This window comes from Streptomyces sp. NPDC048584, assembly GCF_043199595.1.
Taxonomy (GTDB): Bacteria; Actinomycetota; Actinomycetes; order Streptomycetales; family Streptomycetaceae; genus Streptomyces; species Streptomyces edwardsiae.
Map to the genome: position 1 here is coordinate 151,515 of NZ_JBICWF010000017.1, position 19,999 is coordinate 171,513.

At 69.5% G+C, this 19,999-nt stretch carries 17 protein-coding genes; 4 read left to right on the top strand and 13 right to left on the bottom strand.

Annotated features, from left to right (window positions below; translation table 11 throughout):
* The first annotated feature begins 13 nt into the window (after nt 1-13).
* The gene (locus ACGFR9_RS31010) at nt 14-619 is read left to right on the top strand and encodes a DUF4232 domain-containing protein (RefSeq protein WP_393215063.1); all 606 of its coding nucleotides are present in this window, start codon (nt 14-16) and stop codon (nt 617-619) included.
* Nucleotides 619-900 carry a macro domain-containing protein gene (locus ACGFR9_RS31015; RefSeq protein ID WP_393215151.1) on the top strand — a complete coding sequence of 94 codons (282 nt, stop codon included), beginning with the start codon at nt 619-621 and terminating at the stop codon, nt 898-900. Before ACGFR9_RS31010 ends, ACGFR9_RS31015 begins: the two co-directional genes overlap by 1 nt.
* On the opposite strand, the gene ACGFR9_RS31020 is transcribed toward ACGFR9_RS31015, so the two are convergent.
* The 4 genes from ACGFR9_RS31020 to ACGFR9_RS31035 all read right to left on the bottom strand — a co-directional run bounded on the left by ACGFR9_RS31020 (nt 886) and on the right by ACGFR9_RS31035 (nt 3,859).
* Nucleotides 886-1,323, bottom strand: a complete 438-nt coding sequence (locus ACGFR9_RS31020; protein WP_393215066.1) for an ATP-binding protein — start codon at nt 1,321-1,323, stop codon at nt 886-888. The two genes, ACGFR9_RS31015 and ACGFR9_RS31020, sit on opposite strands and share 15 nt — an antisense overlap.
* An 86-nt stretch (nt 1,324-1,409) precedes the next feature.
* Nucleotides 1,410-2,612 (bottom strand): ATP-grasp peptide maturase system methyltransferase, encoded by a 1,203-nt coding sequence (gene tgmC, locus ACGFR9_RS31025; protein ID WP_393215068.1) that lies wholly within the window; start codon nt 2,610-2,612, stop codon nt 1,410-1,412.
* Nucleotides 2,609-3,589: an ATP-grasp ribosomal peptide maturase gene (gene tgmB / locus ACGFR9_RS31030; protein WP_393215071.1), complete on the bottom strand. Its 981-nt coding sequence runs from the start codon at nt 3,587-3,589 to the stop codon at nt 2,609-2,611. The genes tgmC and tgmB overlap by 4 nt, the downstream gene beginning before the upstream one ends.
* 3 nt (nt 3,590-3,592) lie before the next feature.
* A complete protein-coding gene (locus ACGFR9_RS31035) occupies nt 3,593-3,859 on the bottom strand; it encodes a putative ATP-grasp-modified RiPP (RefSeq protein WP_393215074.1) in 267 nt (88 codons plus the stop codon).
* A gap of 206 nt (nt 3,860-4,065) precedes the next feature.
* On the opposite strand from ACGFR9_RS31035, the gene ACGFR9_RS31040 reads away from it, so the two are divergent.
* Nucleotides 4,066-4,899: a helix-turn-helix domain-containing protein gene (locus ACGFR9_RS31040; protein ID WP_393215077.1), complete on the top strand. Its 834-nt coding sequence runs from the start codon at nt 4,066-4,068 to the stop codon at nt 4,897-4,899.
* Entirely contained in the window at nt 4,896-5,075 is a 180-nt protein-coding gene (locus ACGFR9_RS31045; protein WP_393215080.1) for a DUF397 domain-containing protein, read from the top strand. The genes ACGFR9_RS31040 and ACGFR9_RS31045 overlap by 4 nt, the downstream gene beginning before the upstream one ends.
* 60 nt (nt 5,076-5,135) lie before the next feature.
* Here the strand turns inward: ACGFR9_RS31045 and ACGFR9_RS31050 are convergent, their stop codons facing one another.
* From ACGFR9_RS31050 to ACGFR9_RS31090, 9 genes are all read right to left on the bottom strand, one after another.
* Nucleotides 5,136-8,366: a type I restriction endonuclease subunit R gene (locus tag ACGFR9_RS31050; protein WP_393215083.1), complete on the bottom strand. Its 3,231-nt coding sequence runs from the start codon at nt 8,364-8,366 to the stop codon at nt 5,136-5,138.
* The gene (locus tag ACGFR9_RS31055; RefSeq protein WP_393215086.1) at nt 8,363-9,598 is read right to left on the bottom strand and encodes a restriction endonuclease subunit S; all 1,236 of its coding nucleotides are present in this window, start codon (nt 9,596-9,598) and stop codon (nt 8,363-8,365) included. The genes ACGFR9_RS31050 and ACGFR9_RS31055 overlap by 4 nt, the downstream gene beginning before the upstream one ends.
* The gene (locus tag ACGFR9_RS31060; RefSeq protein WP_393215089.1) at nt 9,598-11,211 is read right to left on the bottom strand and encodes an N-6 DNA methylase; all 1,614 of its coding nucleotides are present in this window, start codon (nt 11,209-11,211) and stop codon (nt 9,598-9,600) included. The genes ACGFR9_RS31055 and ACGFR9_RS31060 overlap by 1 nt, the downstream gene beginning before the upstream one ends.
* A gap of 95 nt (nt 11,212-11,306) precedes the next feature.
* Complete coding sequence (locus ACGFR9_RS31065) at nt 11,307-13,475, bottom strand: N-6 DNA methylase (protein WP_393215092.1); 2,169 nt, start codon at nt 13,473-13,475, stop codon at nt 11,307-11,309.
* 60 nt (nt 13,476-13,535) lie between these two features.
* A complete protein-coding gene (locus ACGFR9_RS31070; RefSeq protein ID WP_393215095.1) occupies nt 13,536-14,213 on the bottom strand; it encodes a hypothetical protein in 678 nt (225 codons plus the stop codon).
* Between the two features lie 463 nt (nt 14,214-14,676).
* The gene (locus tag ACGFR9_RS31075) at nt 14,677-16,374 is read right to left on the bottom strand and encodes a uroporphyrinogen-III synthase (RefSeq protein ID WP_393215098.1); all 1,698 of its coding nucleotides are present in this window, start codon (nt 16,372-16,374) and stop codon (nt 14,677-14,679) included.
* Nucleotides 16,371-17,330, bottom strand: a complete 960-nt coding sequence (gene hemC, locus ACGFR9_RS31080) for a hydroxymethylbilane synthase (protein ID WP_393215101.1) — start codon at nt 17,328-17,330, stop codon at nt 16,371-16,373. The genes ACGFR9_RS31075 and hemC overlap by 4 nt, the downstream gene beginning before the upstream one ends.
* The gene (locus tag ACGFR9_RS31085; protein WP_393215104.1) at nt 17,327-19,027 is read right to left on the bottom strand and encodes a glutamyl-tRNA reductase; all 1,701 of its coding nucleotides are present in this window, start codon (nt 19,025-19,027) and stop codon (nt 17,327-17,329) included. The genes hemC and ACGFR9_RS31085 overlap by 4 nt, the downstream gene beginning before the upstream one ends.
* Entirely contained in the window at nt 19,024-19,803 is a 780-nt protein-coding gene (locus ACGFR9_RS31090; RefSeq protein WP_393215107.1) for a redox-sensing transcriptional repressor Rex, read from the bottom strand. The genes ACGFR9_RS31085 and ACGFR9_RS31090 overlap by 4 nt, the downstream gene beginning before the upstream one ends.
* Nucleotides 19,804-19,999: the final 196 nt, after the last annotated feature.

Here is a 19,999-nt window from a genome sequence, read left to right on the forward strand (position 1 = left end):
CGAGGAAGACACCATGCGCGTCAACAAGCTCACCATCGCAGCCCTGGCCGTCGTCGCGGGTCTCTCGCTCACCGCCTGCCAGAACGACGACGCGGCCGCCGCCGTGGACCAGAGCAAGCCGTCCGCCTCCTCCACCGAGGGCTCGGACGACTCGGCGCAGGGCGAGGCGAAGGAACCGGCCGCGGAGGAACCGGCCGCAGCCGACAAGTGCCGCACCGACGAGCTGGACATCAAGGCGCAGGACAGCACCATCGACGGCGACGAGCTCAACACCGTGGCGGTGACGTTCACCAACGGCGGCGGCCACGACTGCTCGGTCGGAGGGTTCGCGGGTGTGGACCTCAAGACGAACGCGGGCACGGTCTCCGCGGAGCGCGCGGGCGAGCCGGCTCGGACGACCACCCTGAAGGACGGCGAGTCGGTCTCCTTCTACGTCTCCTACCCCGCCAACGACACCGGCGGCTCCGGCGTCCGCATCACCGGCCTGGTGGTCACCCCGCCGAACGAGACGAAGTCGGTCACCCTCGACTGGCCCGGCGCCGCGTCGCTCCCCGTCACGGACGGCTCCGGCACCCCCGTGAAGGTCGGCCCGATCGGCAGCGCGGGCCAGGGCGGCTGATCCGGACGGGGGGGTGGGACGGCGGCGGCCACGGCGAGGCGGAGACACTGGCCTCCTGCTACCGCCGCTGCCTGGAGGTCGCCGACGAACTCGGCGCCACCAGCATCTCGTTCCCTGCGATCTCCACCGGCGTCTACGGCTACCCGGCGGCCGAGGCCGCGCGGATCGCCGCCACGCCCCTCACCGCCACCCCCACCTCGCTCGCCGAGATCCGCCTGATCGCCTACGACGCGACCTCCCGCGACCTCCTCCGCACCGCCCTGGCATCAGCCACCCGCTGAACCGAGCTCCAGCTCGGCCCACACGGTCTTGCACGGCACCGGGCCCGTCCGTACGCCCCAGCGGTGGGCCAGCTCCTCGACCAGGAGCAGGCCGTACCCGGATTCGGCGGGGTCCGCCCCGTCGTCCGCCCGCTCCTGCGGGGGCAGTTGATCGCCCCGGGGGTCGGTGACCTCGATGCGCAGGGTGCCGGGCGCCGTGACGGTGAGACCGAGCCGGAAACTCCGGCCTGCCACACGCCCGTGCACGACAGCGTTCGCTGCGAGCTCCGCGACGATCAGCCGGGCCGGATCCAACGGCAATCCCCAGGCGACCAGTTGTTCGCCGGCGAGCAGGCGGGCGAGTCGGGCGCCCCGGCGGGTGGCGGAGAGCGGCACGGTGAACTGATGGAGCGGGGTGCGCGGTGTGGCGATTCCTCGATTCATGTCACTCAGCGTGTTCAGCCATGCGCCTGTTGTGAAGGCGAGTGGCCCGTGCGACCGGGGGCTGTCCGGCTCCGTCCAGGCCGCCTTCATGGCGACGACAGCGGAAGGCAGGGCACGTGCGGGTGTCGCAGGTGCTGTCCGCCGTCGTGGACGCACAGGGTGAAGGTCTCCACTCCCGGCCGCCCTGCCGTGTCGTAGGCGTCGAGAACGCGCTCGACCCGTCCCCACAACCGCACCGGACCTCCCTCCCGCACCCGCCAGCCACCGTCACCGTCCGGCGTCAGCGCGGCGGCCGACCCGCTCACCACGTCGATCAGATGCAGGACATCGCCGACGGCGGCCAGTTGGGCATCGGGTACGGCGCTCTGCGCGAGGAAGCGCAGGTGGAAGGCCTCCTCGGTCGCGGCGGTGATCCGCTCGGGACCGTGCCGGGCGACTCGCGCCTCCCCTGGCAGCCGGGCCGCCCAGTGGGCGGGGTTGCCGAAGGCCGGCGCCGCGTGCGTACGCGCCGACATGAAGGAGACCGTGCCACCCAGCAGACGCCCCTCGGCGGTGCCGCCACCGGCGACGGTGAGCAGGACACGGGCGTACCCGTAGAGCCAGCCGGAGAGCGTCAGCAGGATCTTTCCGCCCGGCCGGGTCTGGGCGATCAGGGCCGGGGGCACGGCCCGGAAGGAGCAAGCGGCGACGATCCGGTCGAACGGGGCCTCGGGCCAGTACCCGTACAGCCCGTCCGCGACCGCGAGGGTGGGTGTGTGACCGCAGCCGTGCAGCGCGCTCGCGGCCCGCTCCAGCCGGTGCGGGTCCACCTCGACGCTCGTCACACCCGCCGATCCGAGGCGTTCGCAGGCGAGCGCGGTCGAGTACCCCGTCCCCGTGCCGATCTCCAGCACCGTGTGCCCCTCCCGGACATCGGCGTCGGCCCACATCCGCACCACGAGCGACGGCAGGGTGGAGGACGAGGTCGGGGCTCCTCCGTGCCGCTCGGCCGGGTTCCCCCAGTCGGGTTCGTCGCCGTCGAACTGCGTGACGAGCGTGGTGTCGGAGTACGCGGCGGCCAGCCAGCGCCCGTGGTCGAGCGCGGCGGTGACCGGCTGCCACACGGTCAGCCCCTGCCCGTCCCGCTCCTCGCCGGGCAGGTAGAAGCCGAGCACGAACCGGTGCCGGGGCACCGTCTCGACGGCCGCCCGCCAGGCCGGATCGTCCAGCGCCCCGCGTACGGCGAGGTCCTCCGCCATGACGGCGCGCAGCCGCGCGGCATCGGTGTCGAGGTCTACGGGCATCGTCATGAACAGCCCTTCCTTTCCACGGTGAGAAGGTCGGCGAACGCCTCGGTCATGTCGTCGGCGTCGGGCAGCCAGCCCCACTGTCCGTTCGGGTTGCACTCGATCGCCGTCCAGTGTTCCGGGTCGTCCCCGTCACCGGTGAGCGCGAAGTCGAAGCAGCCGAAGACGAGACCGAACGAGGCCAGGTAGGAGTGCAGTGCCGCCACGACAGGCGGCGGCACGGTGATCGGGGCGTGGAGCAGGGCCTCCCAGTCGCCCCGGCGCCAGTCCAGCGCGCCGTCGGGTGCGGCGATCCGCTGGGCGAAGACACGGCGGCCGATCACGGTGACGCGTACGTCACCGGTCTTGGGGACCTCGGCCTGGAACAGGTGGGCGGTCACGGCGAGGGTGTCGTCGAAGGTCCCCGGGTCGACCCGCTGGGTCCAGATCGCCCCGGCCTGCCCGTCGTCACCGGCGGGCAGACCACGGAACGCCTTGCAGACGACAGGGCCGTGGGCGGCGGCGAACTCACGTGCCGCCATACGGTCGTTGGTGATCAACGTCGGCGGGATCCTCAGGCCGAGCCGGGCGAGCCTGCGGAGCTGGGCGGGCTTGGACTCCGCACGGGCCACCGCGGCCGGGTGGTTGACGTACCGGGCGCCGGACAGGGCGTTCAGGACGCCGCCGAGCCCGTGCCGTGCCTCGGCGGCGGCGAAGTCCCGCTGTTGCCGGGGCAGATGCGCGAACCGGGTGCCGTACGGAGTGGGGCGGCGGTAGTACACCGCCGCCACCTCCCCCGGCTCCACCTCCCGGCTCGCCGTACGCAGTCGCCCGCGCCACGCCGGACGCTCCGCGTCGACACGGAAGCCGAACGTCAGGGCGGGGCCGATGTCGGCGGGGTCGACTCGGACGACGGGCACCTCTCGCGCGTTCAGCGCGGCGACGACCAGGTCCGCGGTGACGTCCTCCAGGGCGGTGACGACCAGGACGGTGGAGGCCATCGGTCAGTCCGATTCGTAGTCGGTGGTGCTGTCGTCCTGCGTCTGGGACTGCGGGCCGTTCCCGTCACCGCCCCCGGACACGGAGGCGGTGACGGCCGTCTTCGACGTCCCGTGCTTGCCCATCTCGACCGGCCGCCCGGTGGTGTCGGTGTAGCGGGCGGTCTGCGTGACGGGGTCGAGCGTCACGGTCGCGTACGGCGGCGGCCCGACCGGCAGCCGGTCGGTGACCAGGCGCAGCGCCCAGGGGGTTTCGGGGGCGAGTGTCGTCATGGGAGTCCTTCCTCTGTCCGCGATGCGGAGTTCCAGATTCTCGCAACACAGTGTGCTCATGCGTGTGCACACTGTGAATACGGGCAGCTCGTACGGCCGACGGCTGTACGCCAGGCGTCCGGTTTTTGTCCGCCCTGCCCGGGGTGACCGGGCTCGGGCGGCCGGAGTTGGTCCGGGGAAGGGCGCGCGACGGGAGGCGGCGAAACATGGGTGAGTGGGAAGCGGGGCTGGACGACGAAGAGGCCGGGGCCGTGATGCGTACGGTCACACGGCAGTTGAAGCTGTGGCGGGAGGCGGCCGGCCTCACCCAGGCGGAGCTCGGAGCGGCGATCAAGTACGGGGAGGAGACGGTCTCCTGCGTGGAGCGAGGGCGGCGGATTCCCCGGCCGGAGTACTTGGACGCGGCGGATGAGGTGCTGGGGGCGGGCGGCAAGATCGCCGCAATGAAGAAGGACGTGGCGGAGATCCGGTATCCGAAGAAGGTACGGGACTTGAAGAACCTGGAGGCGGAGGCCACGGAGCTGTGCGCCTACAACAACTCTGTCGTCCATGGGCTGCTGCAGACCGAGGAGTATGCACGGGCAGTGCTCAGCGCCCGCCGTCCGCCCTTCACCGCCGACCAGTTGGAACAGCAGGTGTCGGCCCGCGTGGCACGACAGGAGATCGTCGGCGATACGACAGCCCAGGCCCTCTTCAGTTTTGTCCAATGCGAGTCGACGCTTCGTCGGCCCATCGGCGGCAAGATGGTGATGCGTGGGCAACTCGAACGGCTGTTGGAAGTCTGCGCGTTCCGCAACGTCGACCTTCAGGTACTGCCTCTGAACCGCGAGGAGAACTCGGGGCTCGACGGCTCGTTCAGGTTGCTCAGGCTCGGGGACGGCACCACGGTCGGTCATGTCGAGGTGGCGCACATCAGTCGCGTGATCGCGGAGCCGAAAGAGGTGCAGCTCCTGGACATCCAGTATGGAATCATCCGGGCACAGGCTCTCAGCCCCCGGGAGTCGATGGCCCTCATCGAGAAAGTGCTTGGAGAGACATGAAGCTGGAGTGGATAAAGAGCAGCTACAGCACGTCCAGCGGTCCCGACTGTGTTGAGGTGGCCACCCCGGACGAGAGTCACGTCTTCGTCCGCGACTCCAAGAACCCCGCAGGCCCTCGCCTCGATCTCACCTCAGCCGCTTGGTCGGCCTTCCTGCCGTACGCAGTCGAACGCTGACGAAGTAAATGCGCGCGGCCTGTACCCGATGTCACGAGTACAGGCCGCACGTCTGAGCACTCAGGCCAACCCCTCCGCCATCTCCTCCGCCTGCTTCAGCACCCGCTCGATCGCATCGGGCTGCTTGCCCGGCGGGTACCCGTGCTTCCGCAGCAGGCGGAGCACGCGGGCCATGATCCGGTCCCGGGCCTGCTCCTTCACCTTCCAGTCGACCGTGACGTCCTTGCGGATCTGCTCGTACAACTCGTGCGCGATCTTCGCGAGAACACTGTCCTCCATCTCCTCCAGCACGGAGGGATCGGCGGCCAGGGCGTCGTAGAAGGCGAGTTCGTCCTCGGTCAGGCCGAGCTTCCTCGCCCTGCCCCGGTCGGCCGACACCTCCCGCGCCAGCTCCACCAGGAACTTCATGAACTCGGCGGCCGTGAGCAGGCCGTTGGTGTATCGGTTCATGGCGGTCTTCATCTTCTTGGTGAAGGTCTCCTGACGGGTGATGTTGTTGGGGTAGGCGTCCTTGATCTCCTTCATCAGCGTGCGCCGCAGTGCCGCGATGGCGAGGTTGGGGTGCTTGCTGTTCTGGAGGTCGCGCAGGACCCGGTCATCCAGGTGGGACAGATCGGGCTTGGTCAGACCGGCGGCGTCGTAGATGTCCACCACGCCGTCGGAGGCGACGAGGGACTCGTTGAACTGTGCGATCACCAGCCGCAGGTCTGCGGCCGTGGCGAGGCCCTGCTCCTCCTTCTCGTCCATGGCGTACTTCTCGCGCGAGGTGCGCACGGCCTCGAAGAAGCGGATGTCGGGGAGCCGGTCCTGCACCCGCCGGTCGGTCGGGCAGAGGGAGAACGCCTGACGCAGCACGTTGGCGTGGTGCATGAACTGCTGCCTGCGGGTGGCCTTACCGGGTTCCAGTCCTGGTTCCGGGGTGATCAGGAACTCCAGTGCCTCCCTCAGGGCTTCCCGATAGGCCCTGGGCCCGCCCGCGTCGCGCGTGCTCCGCCAGGCGCAGCCGGCGAGGAGGGCGTCGAGGTGCTGGTGGCTCTCCCGTACGAGCTTCACGGCCTCCTGGAGGTCCGCGCCGAGCATCCGGTGCTCCTGGTCCTGCTCGGAGTACTCGGCCAGCGCCTCCTTGATCTCCCGGATCACACCCTGGAAGTCGACGACCAGACCGGACGGCTTGCCCGGCCAGGTGCGGTTGACGCGGGCGATGGCCTGCATCAGGGCCGCGCCGCGCATGCGTTTGTCGAGGTAGAGAGTGTGGAGCGGCGGCGCATCGAAGCCGGTCAGCCACAGGGACTGGACGATGACCAGCTCCAGGGGATCGTCCTGATTGGTCACCCGCTTCTGGATCTCCTTGAGCTGGGTGGACGTGCGGACGTAGTCGGCGATTTCCTCGGTGTCCTTGGCGGGGTTACCGGTGAACACCACCCTGATCCGGCCGGTGTCGTCCGTCAGCAGGTGCGTCTTGGGATCGCGCTCGCCCGCCCAGTCCGGCCGCCGACGGATGATCTCCTCGAAGAGCCGGGCGGCGATGACCCGCGACGCGCAGACGATCATCCCCTTGCCCCGGTGACCGGTGAGCTTGACCATCTCGCTGCTGCGCGCGTCCCAGTGGTCGAGCAGCTTCCCGGCCAGTTCCCTGATCCGCTCTGGGGAACCGATCAGGCTCTCGTACTCCCCGAACTGTCGACGGGCCTTGCGCTTCTCCTCCTCCGACAACCCCTCTACCAGGCCCTCGGCACGGGCGTCGAGGTCATCGAGGTCGGCGTCGGCGGGCAGGTCCACCTTGACGAGGTGCGGTTCGTAGAAGACGGGGACGGTCGCCCCGTCGTCCACGGCCTGGGTGAGGTCGTAGGTGTGGATGTCTTCGCCGAACACACCCCGGGTGCTGCCCACCCGGTTCTCGATGGGCGTGCCGGTGAAGGCGATGAAGGTGGCGTTCGGCAGGGCGTCACGCAGGTTGCGGGCATAACCGTCGATGAAGTCGTAGTGGCTGCGGTGCGCCTCGTCGACGACAACGATCACGTCACGACGCGGGGAGACGAGCGGATGCCTGACACCGGCTGCCCGCTCCTCCGGGGTGAGACGGAACTTCTGGAGCGTGGTGAAGATGACCCCGCCGGCCTGCCGCGTGAGGAGTTGACGCAACTGGTCGGCGTCGTCCGCCTTCTCCGGAGCCCCGGTGATCTTCTCCAGGGTGCGGCTGGTGACGAAGGTCTTGTGCAGCTGGGTGTCCAGGTCGATGCGGTCGGTGAGGAGGACGAAGGTCGGCTTGGCCAGCTCAGGGCTACGTGCCGCCTTGCCTACGTAGAACAGCATCTCCTCGCTCTTGCCGGCACCCTGCGTGTGCCAGACCACACCTGCCCGGCCGTCGGTGGCCACGGCGGACTCGGTGGCTCGCACCGCGGCGTTGACGGCGATGTACTGGTGGGCCTTGGCGAGCTTCACCGTGTCGACGGAGCCGCACTCCGGGGCCGAGTAGGACAGGAAGTTGGCGATCAGGTCCAGGAAGCGAACGGGCTCGAAGGCGCCGTAGAGCATCCGCTCCAGGGCACGGCCGTCCTGCCGTTCGTCCTTGCGGAGCATGACGTCGTGCTCGTCGGCATGCCAGGGGGCCATGTGCTGCCAGGGCGTGAACGGGGTGCCCATGCGGGCGGTGACCCCGTCGGAGACGAGGGTGACCAGGAGCGTGGAGAAGGTACCGCTCTCCTTCAGCTCACGCCGGTAGCCCTGAAGCTGGTCGTAGGCGGTACGGGCGCTGTCGTTGCTGTCGGCCTTCTTCAGCTCGAAGACGGCGAGGGGCAGGCCGTTGACGTACAGGACGATGTCGAAGACGAAGGTCCGGTTCTTGGTACTGCGCACCCGTACCTGGGAGGCGGCGACGAGGTCGTTGCCGTGCGGGTCGCCGAAGTCGATGGGACGGATGGTGACGTGCCGCGTCTCGCCGGTGGCGGCGTCTTCGTAGGGAACTTGGACACCGGCCGTCAGGCGCTCGTAGAAGCGGTGGTTCTCTCGCAGATCGTTCTTGGTGTGCAAGCGCAGTAGCTCAGTAGCGGCGTCCTCGGCGACGTGCTCGGGCAGACGCGGGTACCGGTTGCGGATCGCCTTGACCAGACGCGGACGCAGGACGAGATCGTCCCAGTCCGCCCGCACACCATACGCCGGCCCCAGTTCGGGTCCCGAGATGTGTTCCCATCCGTACTCAGCCAGCAGTTCGAGCGCGTGCAGCTCCAACTCCTTCTCAGTGAGCCGGTCTATCGAAGGCTCACCGAGCGGCGGCTCGACACCTGCGGTCATACAACCTCCTCGACGGTACGAACGGCATCCTTGACGCGGAGCTTTCCGGAGAGCAGTTGAGGGAGAAGAGTGTCACGGAGGTCGGCGAGGGTGCGGTTCTCGTTCGTCACGGCAACTGCGCGGTCCATCAGCGCACCCGCACGTGCGGCAAACCCTGCTGCGGCTTCCCCTTGCGGAAGCCGCACCCGAAGGTTTGCGACGCGCTCGGTCACCAGGCGTCCGGTTCCGTGTCCGGCGAGATCGACCATCCCCAGGATCTTCGGCGACTGCGCCCTGATTGCCAAAAAGAGCGTGGCCGGATCAATGCCGGCATGCGGGATCAACGCCTTGCAGTCCTGCCCGAAAGCCACCTCTCGTTGCGCGATTCCAACCCGGAATTCTGTCGTCAAGCTCATACCCCGCACCACGAAGAGGATCGTCCCCTTCGGCACGAGACGGGTGCCGTTTTGCGCCCCCAGTTCAGTTACGGAGCGCTCGGAAGCATAAAGCCATGGAGTTTTGAGGCTTGCTGCGGAGATCCAGGGGATATTGCCCGCCCAGTAGCTCGGCTCGCTGGTCCTCGGCGTACCGCCAGAGAGCCACTTCGCGGTGTCCTTGAGAGCCGATTCAGTCCAACGGTCATGCTCTGCGGATTCACGCTGGTACAGGCAGCCCGCCAACTCCAGGGCCGTCTCCGCGTTCTGCTCGTTGAGCGCGATCTTGTCGTCCAGGGCACCGAGCACTTCGATAATGGCACGCTGAACCCGCACGTCGGGTACCTCAACGAGAAGCTGGCGTTGCTGTGTAAGCGAAACGTAGGCCGCCATGTCGGTTTCGTTCTCTCGCGCACGAAGCTGACTAACGAATTGCGGAGACTTCAAGTAATAGTAGATGTAACGCGGATCCAAGAACGAATGGTTGAGACTACGCCAGAGAGTCGTTTGCGGAGAGCAGACGAATCTAGGCGATCCATTCGGCACAAAGGAGACCTTACCAACCGTCCCCTTATGAGAAAGGATTACATCAAGGTCAGCACCTCTTCCCTTCCTGATGCGCGCTAGAGCAACATCGCTGATTTTCTGCGTTCCATCAAAAGCGATGCGTCCCCCACGCATGTCAGTCGCTCTGACCAACGAGGTTCCGGAGCTCTCGAACTCATCCGATCGAGGGCGGTATTCGCCGTGATTCCCATCTTCTACGAGCAGAGCCCCACGTTGTTGCAGTTCCTCTACCGTGAAGGTGCCGATCTGCATCACACCCTCCCCAACTGCTCGTCCACGACCTTCGCCAACCGCTCCGACTCCGCGAACTGCTCCCGCAGCAGGGCCGTCAGGCGAGCGATCTTCTCCTCCACCGGCTCCGCATCCGGGTCGGCCTCCGCCTCGGCCGCGCCCACATACCGCCCCGGCGTCAGTACGAAGTCGTGCTCCTCGATGACACTCAGCGAAGCACTCACGCAGAAGCCCGGTACGTCCTCATAAGAAGCCGCCCCCTCCATGCCCCGCCACGCCCGCACCGTCCCACCGATCCGCCCAACGATCTCCTCCGGGGTCAGCTCCCGCAGCGTACGGTTCCGCATCTCGCCGAACTCACGCGCGTCAATGAACAGCACCTCCCCCCCACGCCCCGGCGCCCACCCCGAGTGCCGCCCCTTGCCCTCCACAAGGAACCACAGGCACGCCGGAATCTGCGTGGACCGGAACAGCTGCCCCGGCAGGGCGATCATGCAGGCCACCAGGTCCGCCTCGACGATCGCGCGCCGGATGTCCCCCTCCCCCGACTGCTTGCTGCTCATCGAGCCGTTCGCCAGGACCACACCGGCCCGCCCGCCCGGCGCGAGCTTGCTGATCATGTGCTGGAGCCAGGCGTAGTTCGCGTTGCCGACCGGCGGGGTCCCGTACACCCACCGCTTGTCCATGCCGAGCATCTCCCCGCCCCAGTCGGAGATGTTGAAGGGCGGGTTGGCCATGACCACGTCCGCCTTCAGCTCGGGGTGCTGGTCGTTGCGGAACGTGTCGGCCGGCTCGTCGCCCAGTTTGGCCTCGACCCCGTGGATCGCCAGGTTCATGTGGGCCAACTGCCAGGTGGTCTGGTTGAGTTCCTGACCGTAGACGGCGACGTCGAGCGGGTTGCCGCCGTGCGTCTCGATGAACTTCTCCGCCTGGACGAACATGCCGCCCGAGCCGCACGCGGGGTCGTAGACCCGCTCGCCCTGCTGCGGTTCCAGGACCTCGACCAGGAGCTTCACCACGCTCTCGGGGGTGAAGTACTCGCCGCCCTTGCGGCCCTCCTTGAGGGCGAACTCGGCGAGGAAGTACTCGTAGACCTCGCCCATGAGGTCCCGCGCGCCCTTGCGCCTGCCGTCCTCACCCAGCTGCTCCTGGAAGACCAGCCGGTCCAACAGCTTCACCAGGCCGGCGAGACGTTCCTCGTCCACCTGCCCGCTGTTGTAGATCTTCGGCAGGGTCCGGTTCAACGCGGGGTTGAACTTCTCGATGGCGCGCATCGCCGCGTCGATGGTCTCGCCGACGCTGTCGCCCTCGACCGTGCCCTTCGCCCGCTCCAGCACGCTCTCCCAGCGGGCGGTCGGCGGGACGTAGAAGATGCCGGAACCGGTGTACTCGCGGCGCTCCTCCAGGGTGGCGAGGATGTCCTCCTCGCTCCAGCCGCCCTCCTCGCGCAGCTCGGCCTCCAGCTGCGTCCTCTTCTCGGCCATGGCGGCGGAGACGTACTTGAGGAAGACCAGGCCCAGCACGAAGTGCTTGTACCCGGCGGCGTCGAGGCTGCCGCGCAGCTTGTCCGCCGCGGCCCACAACACCTTCTTCATGTCCTGGGGTTCAGCCGTCTTCTTCTTCCGTGGCGGCACGGGTGCCTCACTTCTTTCCTGATCGTGGTGTGGTTCGTCGTACGCCGTGGTGGCCGGCGTCGCCGTTCTTCTCGCTGTCGTGCCCAACCGCGTCCTCATGCACCGCCGGGTCTGCGCCGCAGCGTCAGGTCCCCGTCGGCGACACCGGCCGCGAGCCGCCCCGCCAGACTGTCCAGCGCCTCCAGCTGCCGCCGCACGTCCGCGCGCTGGCGTTCCAGCTCGGCCAGGATCGTCTCCAGCTCGGCGATCTCCTCGGACGGCAGCTCCGGCAGGTCCATGTCCCGCACGCTCACCCTGCGCACCAGCGAACCGCTGCCGCGCTGCTGGTTGCGCGGGGCGGCGATCAGCTGGGCCAGCGGATGCGGACGCATCCACACCTCTTCGGGTCGGGCTTCCCCGGCCAGGAATTTCTGATAGGCCGGGATCCGCAGTCCCTGCACCGGCGCGAGCAGGACGCATCCCCCCGCGTCGTCCACGCGCGTGCGCACCCCGTGCTCGGTGAGCAGGAAGACGTCTCCGCGCTCGGTGATCTGGGCCGGGTAGTCGGCCAGATCCTCCAGCGTGATCCGTCGCTGTCCGAGCGGCAGCGCCCCGAGTATCTCCTCCCGGCCGACGACCATCAGACCGGCGTCCCCGATGTCCGACTCCCGGATCCGGTGCCCCGCCAGCAGTCTGAGTTGTCCGGCCCTCAGATACCCGCCGACCCTGCGGTGCGCCACCCCGGCGTCCGCGGGCCGCCTGGCGATGCCGAGATCGCCGATCCATTCCTTCAGCCGGGGCAGCACCACGGCGGCCTCACGCCGTGCGTCCCGGGTGGCCGAGAAGTGGTCCAGGTCCTGTTCCTTCGACGCGAGCCTGTGTGCGGGCAGGATCGAGCGGCCGTCGAGGAGGTTCTCCGCTCTGGGTCCGGCTGCCGCGAGGGAGAAGAATCCGGCTTCCTCGTCCACCGGTGACCGCCCGGCTTCCAGAACCTCGGCGACGTACGCCGGCCACGCCCCACCGACCCGCCGGGCGATCCGGTCGGCGTCGACCAGGAGGACCCGGCCCCGGTTCTCCGGTGCCGCCTCGCCGCGCAGCACGAGCAGCGCGTGCTCCGCGCCCGTGCGGAACGGGTGAATACGGCGCGGCAACTGGATGACCGCCGCCACCACTCCTCTGTGCAACAGCTCCTCACGCATCCAGGCGTTCGGTGTCGGTGTCGTGCCGCGGGGCCGGCTCAAGGTCCAGGACGGTACGACGACCAGACCCCGGCCGTCGGGGTTCAGGCGTTGCATGGCCTGAAGGGCCCAGGCGAGGGGCCCGTCCTCGTCGAACTCCCGCTCCCCCGCGGCATAGGGCGGGTCGGCGAGGACAACGTCACCGGAAGGGACGCCCCAAGGGCGTTCCGGATCCAGGTTGAACTCGCGCTGTTCCCACGGCCGCAAGGTGTCCAGCTCCTCGGGACTCGCGCAGACGTCCACGGCTGTGCGGTGGTGAGCGAAGAGCCGGTAGCGAATGAGCTTGCGGCGCAGGGGATCGGGCTCCACCGCGACGATGCCTCCGCGTCCACGGATGCTGTCGAGTGCGAACAGCAGCTCCCCGATGCCGGCGCACAGGTTGATCACGGTCGGAGGATTCGAGCCGGATGAGACGACGCCCACCGGACCGGCCAGTGCGCTGATCAGCTCCGCAAGAGCCGGCGGCGTTGTGTCCATGACGAGCTTCGACTCCAGGCGCTCGCTCAGACTCAGCACCATGTCGGCGGCGGCACCGGGTGAGCCGAGTTCCCTGACGAGCTGCCGAACGACGCGGACCACGCGGGGGTCGGCGGTCTCCGCGTCCTTCCGCAGGTCGGCGGGCAGCTCCTCGGGGTACCAGTCACCCCCTTCGCCGGCCATGGCGCACACAGCGAGCGCATCGGTGATGAGCCGTTCCGCTGAGCCCAGTTCGTACCGCAGAGCGACCAGTCCGCGCAGCCTCAGGCCTCGTCGGAAGCGGTCACCGTAGGTGGGGAGCGTGCCGTCCTTGGCGGGCTCGGCGTCCGGGATCGGGCGCAGGTCCAGCCAGGACGCCACCTCCTCGGCGTCGAAGAGCGGCCTGCTGTCGCTGCCTCCCACGGGATCGGGGAACGGCGGACGCCTGCCGCCTCCCGTCCGGACGGCGTCCTTGGCGAACCTGCGCCGCCAGTTGCTGACCGTGGGCCGGCCGACCTCGGCGAGCTCCTTGATCTCGCCCAGTGAGACCAGCGACGCCGCGTCCGCCTCTTCCGGCATCCGCGTGGTCATTTCCGCTCCCATCGGTTCCCTTCCCCTCCACGGCGGCTCTCACCGCCGACGTCCGCGGCTTCACAACCGCATGGGCTCCTCGCCGGACAACACCGTCCTCTTGCGTGCCAGCACCTCCGGGACCTGCCCGTACTTCTCGTGACGGTCTGCCATCTCGGGCGAGACGTACCGCAGCAGCGTCAGCGCGGTCTCCAGGTCCTTGTCCAGGTGCCGCTGGAAGACGCACTCGTGGTGCGCGATCCGGTTCCGCAGCGTGAGCATGAACTGGAACTTCTCGTACAGGTCCCGCCGACCGCCGCGGTGCTCACGAAAGAGGTGACGGAGCGAGGGGTTCCAGTACTTCATCTCGTAGTTGTCGCCACCGCCACGCCCCAGGAGACTGACCCAGAAGCCGAACGACAACTGCGCCACGATGTCGCACGGGCCGAACGGACGGTACGGACGCCTGTCCTCCAGGGTCTCCCGCGCCCGGTCCAGCATGTCCTGCCCCTTGTAGTTGGGCCGGGCCCTCGGAACTCCCCACCAGTCCTCCCGGCCGTGCCGCCCCATGAGCTGGCGGTGCAGCCGGTTGCGCAGACTCACCTCGAGGTCGCGCAGCGGGCTCTGCAGTGCCCTGGCCGCCTCCGAGTCCCAGGCGTAGAGCCGCAGCGCCCGGGTGCGGTCACCACCGCACCTGTGCAGGAACGGCTGGAACCGTTCCGGGGAGATGGCCTCGATTAACCGGTCGTCTTCATTCACCTATCGCTCACTCAACGTCATCACACGCCCTTTCCCCCGTGACCCGCCCGTGTTAGGGTCTGTCGAGTAAGCCTTGGATCGCTGTCACTGCTTCGCAAACAGTCCTTGGCAGTGCTTGGTTGTGGCCCTCGAGTCCGCCCGCCGTTGTCAGGCGGACTCGAGGGCACAACTGCTTCTGGCGCAGGACGGCTTGAGCCGAAGCCGCCATGGCTGCGGCGCCACTAACCACAGTAGTAGACATCGGACTCCATGGTCAACAGCTTCGAGCATGGCGCTTGTGAGAAGCACCCTTCTCACAGAGAGCATAATGCTTAACGAAACTCTGAAAATTTCAGCTCCACTACCAAACAAGTAACCCCGCCGTCCAGAAAGACGGCGGGGTTACTTGTTGTCCGGTTATTTATTTGGGGGCAGACCTCGTTCTTACTGCGGTCCCCTGCTCAAGCCTGGGCTGCGACGACCGCTACGTCGTCGACCGGCGTCTCCGGGCCCCGGGCCGCCGCTCGCTCGGCCGGGTCACCGGGTCGCCGGCGTCCAGCGCGGCCAGGCGGCGGCGGGCGCCGAAGTCGGCCAGGGCCTCCGCCAGCTTGTGGACCGACGGCTCCGGGGCCATCACGTCCACGCGCAGGCCGTGTTCCTCCGCCGTCTTCGCCGTGGCCGGACCGATGCAGGCGATGACCGTCACGTTGTGCGGCTTGCCGGCGATGCCGACCAGGTTCCGGACCGTCGACGAGGACGTGAACAGGACCGCGTCGAAGCCGCCGCCCTTGATCGCCTCACGGGTCTCCGCCGGAGGCGGCGAGGCACGCACGGTGCGGTACGCCGTGACGTCGTCGACCTCCCAGCCCAGCTCGATCAGCCCGGCGACCAGGGTCTCCGTGGCGATGTCGGCGCGCGGGAGGAAGACACGGTCGATCGGGTCGAAGACCGGGTCGTAGGGAGGCCAGTCCTCGACCAGACCACGGGCGGACTGCTCACCGCTCGGGACCAGGTCGGGACGTACGCCGAAGTCGATCAGCGCGGCGGCCGTCTGGTCGCCCACCGCGGCGACCTTGATACCCGCGAAGGCGCGCGCGTCGAGGCCGTACTCCTCGAACTTCTCCCGGACCGCCTTCACCGCGTTGACCGACGTGAACGCGATCCACTCGTAGCGGCCCGTCACCAGGCCCTTGACCGCCCGCTCCATCTGCTGCGGGGTGCGCGGCGGCTCCACCGCGATGGTCGGGACCTCGTGCGGGACGGCGCCGTACGACCGCAGCTGGTCGGAGAGCGACGCCGCCTGCTCCTTGGTCCGCGGCACGAGCACCTTCCAGCCGAACAGCGGCTTGGACTCGAACCACGAGAGCTCGTCGCGGCGGGCGGGGGCGCTGCGCTCACCGACCACGGCTATGACGGGGCGGCCGCCGTCCGGGGACGGCAGCACCTTCGCCTGCTTCAGCGTCTGCGCGATCGTGCCGAGCGTCGCCGCCCAGGTGCGCTGCCGGGTCGTCGTACCGGCGACGGTGACCGTCATCGGGGTGTCGGGCTTGCGACCGGCGGACACCAGTTCGCCCGCCGCTGCCGCCACGGAGTCGAGCGTGGCGGAGACGACCACCGTGCCGTCCGACGCGCCGACCTCCGTCCAGCACCGGTCGGACGCCGTACGCGCGTCGACGAACCTGACGTCCGCGCCCTGGGCGTCCCGCAGCGGCACACCGGCGTACGCGGGCACGCCGACGGCGGTCGCGATACCGGGGACGACCTCGAACGGCACCCCGGCCGAGGCGCACGCCAGCATCTCCTCGGCGGCGTACGCGTCGAGTCCGGGATCACCGGTCACCGCACGCACGACCCGCCTGCCGCCCCGCGCGGCCTCCATGACAAGATGTGCCGCATCCCGCATCGCGGGGGCACCGGCGGTTGTTGACGCGCCGTCAACGACCGTGAGCTGGGGCGTGCCCGTGCCCGGTTCCGACGTGTCGGAGTCCGTGTGCACTTCGGCGACGCCCTGCCGCGCGTGCGTGCGTACGACGTCGAGCACCTCGTGCTCGGCGACGAGAACGTCCGCGTTCGCCAGCGCCTCCACGGCGCGCAGAGTCAGCAGTCCCGGATCCCCGGGTCCGGCACCGAGGAAGGTGACGTGCCCGTGTTCCGGAGGGGCGGGAAGGGTGGTGGGGCTCACTGTGCTCGCTCCCCCATCAGACCGGCCGCGCCCTGCGCGAGCATCTCGGTGGCGAGTTCGCGACCGAGCGCCATCGCCGCCTCGTGCGTCTCGGGGACGGGACCGGTGGTGGACAGCTGCACCAGCGTCGCGCCGTCGGTCGACCCGACGACGCCGCGCAGGCGCATTTCCTTGACAACCCGCCCGTCGGCCACGAGGTCGGCGAGCGCGCCCACGGGTGCGCTGCAGCCGGCCTCGAGGGCGGCGAGCAGGGAACGCTCGGCCGTCACGGCGGCCCGTGTGAACGGGTCGTCGAGTTCGGCGAGCGCGGCGATGAGTTCCGCGTTGTCCGCGGTGGTCTCGACCGCCAGTGCTCCCTGGCCGGGAGCGGGCAGAACAGTGTCGACCGACAGGAAGTCGGTCACCTCGTCGCTGCGGCCGACCCGGTTCAGCCCGGCGGCGGCCAGCACCACGGCATCGAGGTCGCCCTTGGTGACGTACCCGATGCGGGTGTCGATGTTGCCCCGGATCGGGACCGTCTCGACATCCATACCGTGGCTGCGCGCGTACGCGTTCAACTGCGCCATGCGGCGCGGCGAGCCGGTGCCTATGCGGGCGCCGCGCGGCAGATCGTTCAGCTTCAGCGCGTCCCGTGTGATCATCACGTCGCGCGGGTCCTCGCGCACCGGGATGGCCGCCACGACCAGCTCGTCGGGCTGCGTGGTCGGGATGTCCTTCAGCGAGTGCACCGCGAAGTCCACCTCGCCCCGCGCCAGCGCCTCGCGCAGCGCGGCGACGAACACGCCCGTGCCGCCGATCTGCGCGAGGTGCTCGCGCGAGACATCGCCGTACGTGGTGATCTCGACGAGCTCGACGGGCCGTCCGGTCACCTGGCTCACGGCTTCCGCCACCTGCCCGGACTGGGCCATGGCGAGCCTGCTCCGCCTGGTCCCCAGCCTCAGTGCCTTCTCAGTCATGCCGGCCCTCGGTTCCTTGCGTTCTTCTCGGTGCTTTCCTCGGCTCGGGAGACGGAGGCCACCGTCTCGGGGTCGAGGTCGAACAGGGTGCGCAACGCGTCCGCGTACCCGGCGCCGCCGGGCTCGGCCGCGAGCTGCTTGACCCGTACCGTCGGCGCGTGCAGCAGCTTGTCGACCACGCGCCGCACGGTCTGGGTGATCTCCGCGCGGTGCTTCTCGTCCAGGCCGGGAAGCCGCCCCTCCAGTCGGGCGATCTCGCCGGCCACCACATCGGCCGCCATGGTGCGCAGGGCGACGACGGTCGGCGTGATGTGCGCCGCCCGCTGTGCCGCCCCGAAGGCGGCGACCTCGTCCGAGACGATACGCCGGACCTGGTCCACATCGGCAGCCATCGGAGCGTCCGCGGACGCTTCCGCGAGCGACTCGATGTCGACGAGCCGGACCCCGGCGAGCCGGTGCGCGGCCGCGTCGATGTCCCGCGGCATCGCCAGGTCCAGCAGGAACAGTACGGGCGCGGGGCGCGGCGGTACGGCCACCGGCTCCGGGCGGCGCCGCTCGGGGATCCGGCCGACGGTGGACGCGGTCGCGGCGAGCGCGCCGATCAGCTCGGCGTCGGCCTCCGGGCCGGTCCGCTCGTTCTGCCGGCGCTCCACGGTCGTGCCCGCGGCCCACGCGGCGTGCTGTTCCAGCGTCGCCGTGTCCATGCCCGCGACGGCGGCCTCGCCCATCACGGAGAAACCGGGCTGTACGGCGGACAGGTCCAGCGGGCAGCCGTCCTCGGTGCCCACGGAGGTGGGCGGGAGGGCGGCCGCCTCGGACGCCTCTTCGTCCAGGTCGATGACCTGCAGCTCGCCCATCCGGCTCTCGACGCCCGCGGCGATCGCGTCGGCGGTCAGAACCAGGCCCGTCGCACCGGTGCAGGAGACGACGACGTCGGCACGTGTCAGCTCGAACGGCACCGATCCCATCGGAACCGCGCGGGCCAGTACGTCCGTGTCGTCACCCTCGGCGAGGATCTCGGCCAGCCGCTCGGCGCGGTCGGACGTGCGGTTGGCGATCACGATCTCGCCGACACCGGCCCGCGCGAGCGTGGCCGCGGCCAGCGAGGACATCGAACCGGCACCGATGACCAGCGCCTTCTTGTCCCGGGCCCAGCCCTCGACGGGCGCGCCGGCGGCCAGCTGCTCCAGGCCGAACGTGACCAGGGACTGCCCGGCCCGGTCGATACCGGTCTCGGAGTGGGCACGCTTGCCGACCCGCAGCGCCTGCTGGAACAGGTCGTTCAGCAGCCGTCCGGCGGTGTGCAGTTCCTGCGCGCGGGCGAGCGCGTCCTTGATCTGGCCGAGGATCTGACCCTCGCCGACGACCATCGAGTCCAGGCCGCAGGCCACCGAGAACAGGTGGTGGACGGCACGGTCCTCGTAGTGCACATAGAGATAGGGAGTGAGCTCCTCCAGGCCGACCCCGCTGTGCTGGGCGAGCAGCGTGGACAGCTCGGCGACACCGGCGTGGAACTTGTCCACGTCGGCGTACAGCTCGATGCGGTTGCAGGTGGCGAGGACCGCGCCCTCGGTGGCGGGTTCCGCCGCGACCGTGTCCTGCAACAGCTTGACCTGCGCGTCCACGCCCAGCGAAGCCCGCTCGAGCACGCTGACGGGCGCGCTGCGGTGGCTCAGTCCGACGACGAGGAGACTCATGCCGGCATCACGGCGGGTACGTCCCCGTCGGGCCCCTGGTCGGTGGCGGAGTCCCGGCGGGCGGCGGCCGGGGCGGGGGCCGGGGCCGGGGCCGGCGTCTGGGCGGCGGCCTCCTCGCCGGCCTTGCGCTGCTCGTGGAAGGCGAGGATCTGCAGCTCGATCGAGAGGTCGACCTTGCGCACGTCGACACCGTCCGGCACGGTCAGCACGGTCGGCGCGAAGTTCAGGATGGAGGTGACACCGGCGGCGACGAGACGGTCGCACACGGGCTGGGCGGCACCGGCGGGGGTGGCGATGACGCCGATCGACACGCCGTTGTCCTGGATGATCGACTCGAGCTCGTCACTGTGCTGCACCGGGATGCCGGCGACGGGCTTCCCGGCCATCGCGGGGTCGGCGTCGATCAGCGCGGCGACGCGGAAACCGCGGGAGGCGAACCCGCCGTAGTTGGCGAGGGCCGCGCCGAGGTTGCCGATACCGACGATCACGACCGGCCAGTCCTGGGTGAGCCCGAGTTCGCGGGAGATCTGGTACACGAGATACTCGACGTCGTAGCCGACGCCCCTCGTGCCGTAGGAGCCCAGGTAGGAGAAGTCCTTGCGCAGCTTCGCGGAGTTGACCCCCGCGGCGGCCGCCAGCTCCTCCGAGGAGACCGTGGGCACCGAGCGCTCGGAGAGCGCGGTGAGGGCGCGGAGGTACAGCGGAAGGCGGGCGACGGTGGCCTCGGGAATCCCTCGGCTACGGGTCGCCGGTCGGTGAGTTCGGCCAGTTGCCACGGTGCTCCTGCGGGTAGAGCGGGGCTTCAGGCGGTCATACGTCCCCGGACCGCCCCGTCGCATGCAGGCTATGTCTTTGTGAACGCGTGCACAAAGATTGTGTCCGATTTGCCCGGCCAACGTGACCGGGGTCACGCGCCCCCGGCGCACTGCTGCGGAACCGGCGCACGAGCACCACCGTTCCTTTCCTTCTGGG

Bases quoted from the DNA above. Each gene is read 5' to 3' on its own strand.
- ACGFR9_RS31035 (WP_393215074.1), bottom strand. From the start codon at position 3,859: ATGACGACACTCGCCCCCGAAACCCCCTGGGCGCTGCGCCTGGTCACC.
- ACGFR9_RS31065 (WP_393215092.1), bottom strand. From the start codon at position 13,475: ATGACCACGCGGATGCCGGAAGAGGCGGACGCGGCGTCGCTGGTCTCA.
- ACGFR9_RS31050 (WP_393215083.1), bottom strand. From the start codon at position 8,366: ATGACCGCAGGTGTCGAGCCGCCGCTCGGTGAGCCTTCGATAGACCGG.
- ACGFR9_RS31045 (WP_393215080.1), top strand. From the start codon at position 4,896: ATGAAGCTGGAGTGGATAAAGAGCAGCTACAGCACGTCCAGCGGTCCC.
- ACGFR9_RS31085 (WP_393215104.1), bottom strand. From the start codon at position 19,027: ATGAGTCTCCTCGTCGTCGGACTGAGCCACCGCAGCGCGCCCGTCAGC.
- tgmB (WP_393215071.1), bottom strand. From the start codon at position 3,589: ATGGCCTCCACCGTCCTGGTCGTCACCGCCCTGGAGGACGTCACCGCG.
- ACGFR9_RS31040 (WP_393215077.1), top strand. From the start codon at position 4,066: ATGGGTGAGTGGGAAGCGGGGCTGGACGACGAAGAGGCCGGGGCCGTG.
- ACGFR9_RS31020 (WP_393215066.1), bottom strand. From the start codon at position 1,323: ATGAATCGAGGAATCGCCACACCGCGCACCCCGCTCCATCAGTTCACC.
- ACGFR9_RS31055 (WP_393215086.1), bottom strand. From the start codon at position 9,598: ATGCAGATCGGCACCTTCACGGTAGAGGAACTGCAACAACGTGGGGCT.
- hemC (WP_393215101.1), bottom strand. From the start codon at position 17,330: ATGACTGAGAAGGCACTGAGGCTGGGGACCAGGCGGAGCAGGCTCGCC.
- tgmC (WP_393215068.1), bottom strand. From the start codon at position 2,612: ATGACGATGCCCGTAGACCTCGACACCGATGCCGCGCGGCTGCGCGCC.
- ACGFR9_RS31010 (WP_393215063.1), top strand. From the start codon at position 14: ATGCGCGTCAACAAGCTCACCATCGCAGCCCTGGCCGTCGTCGCGGGT.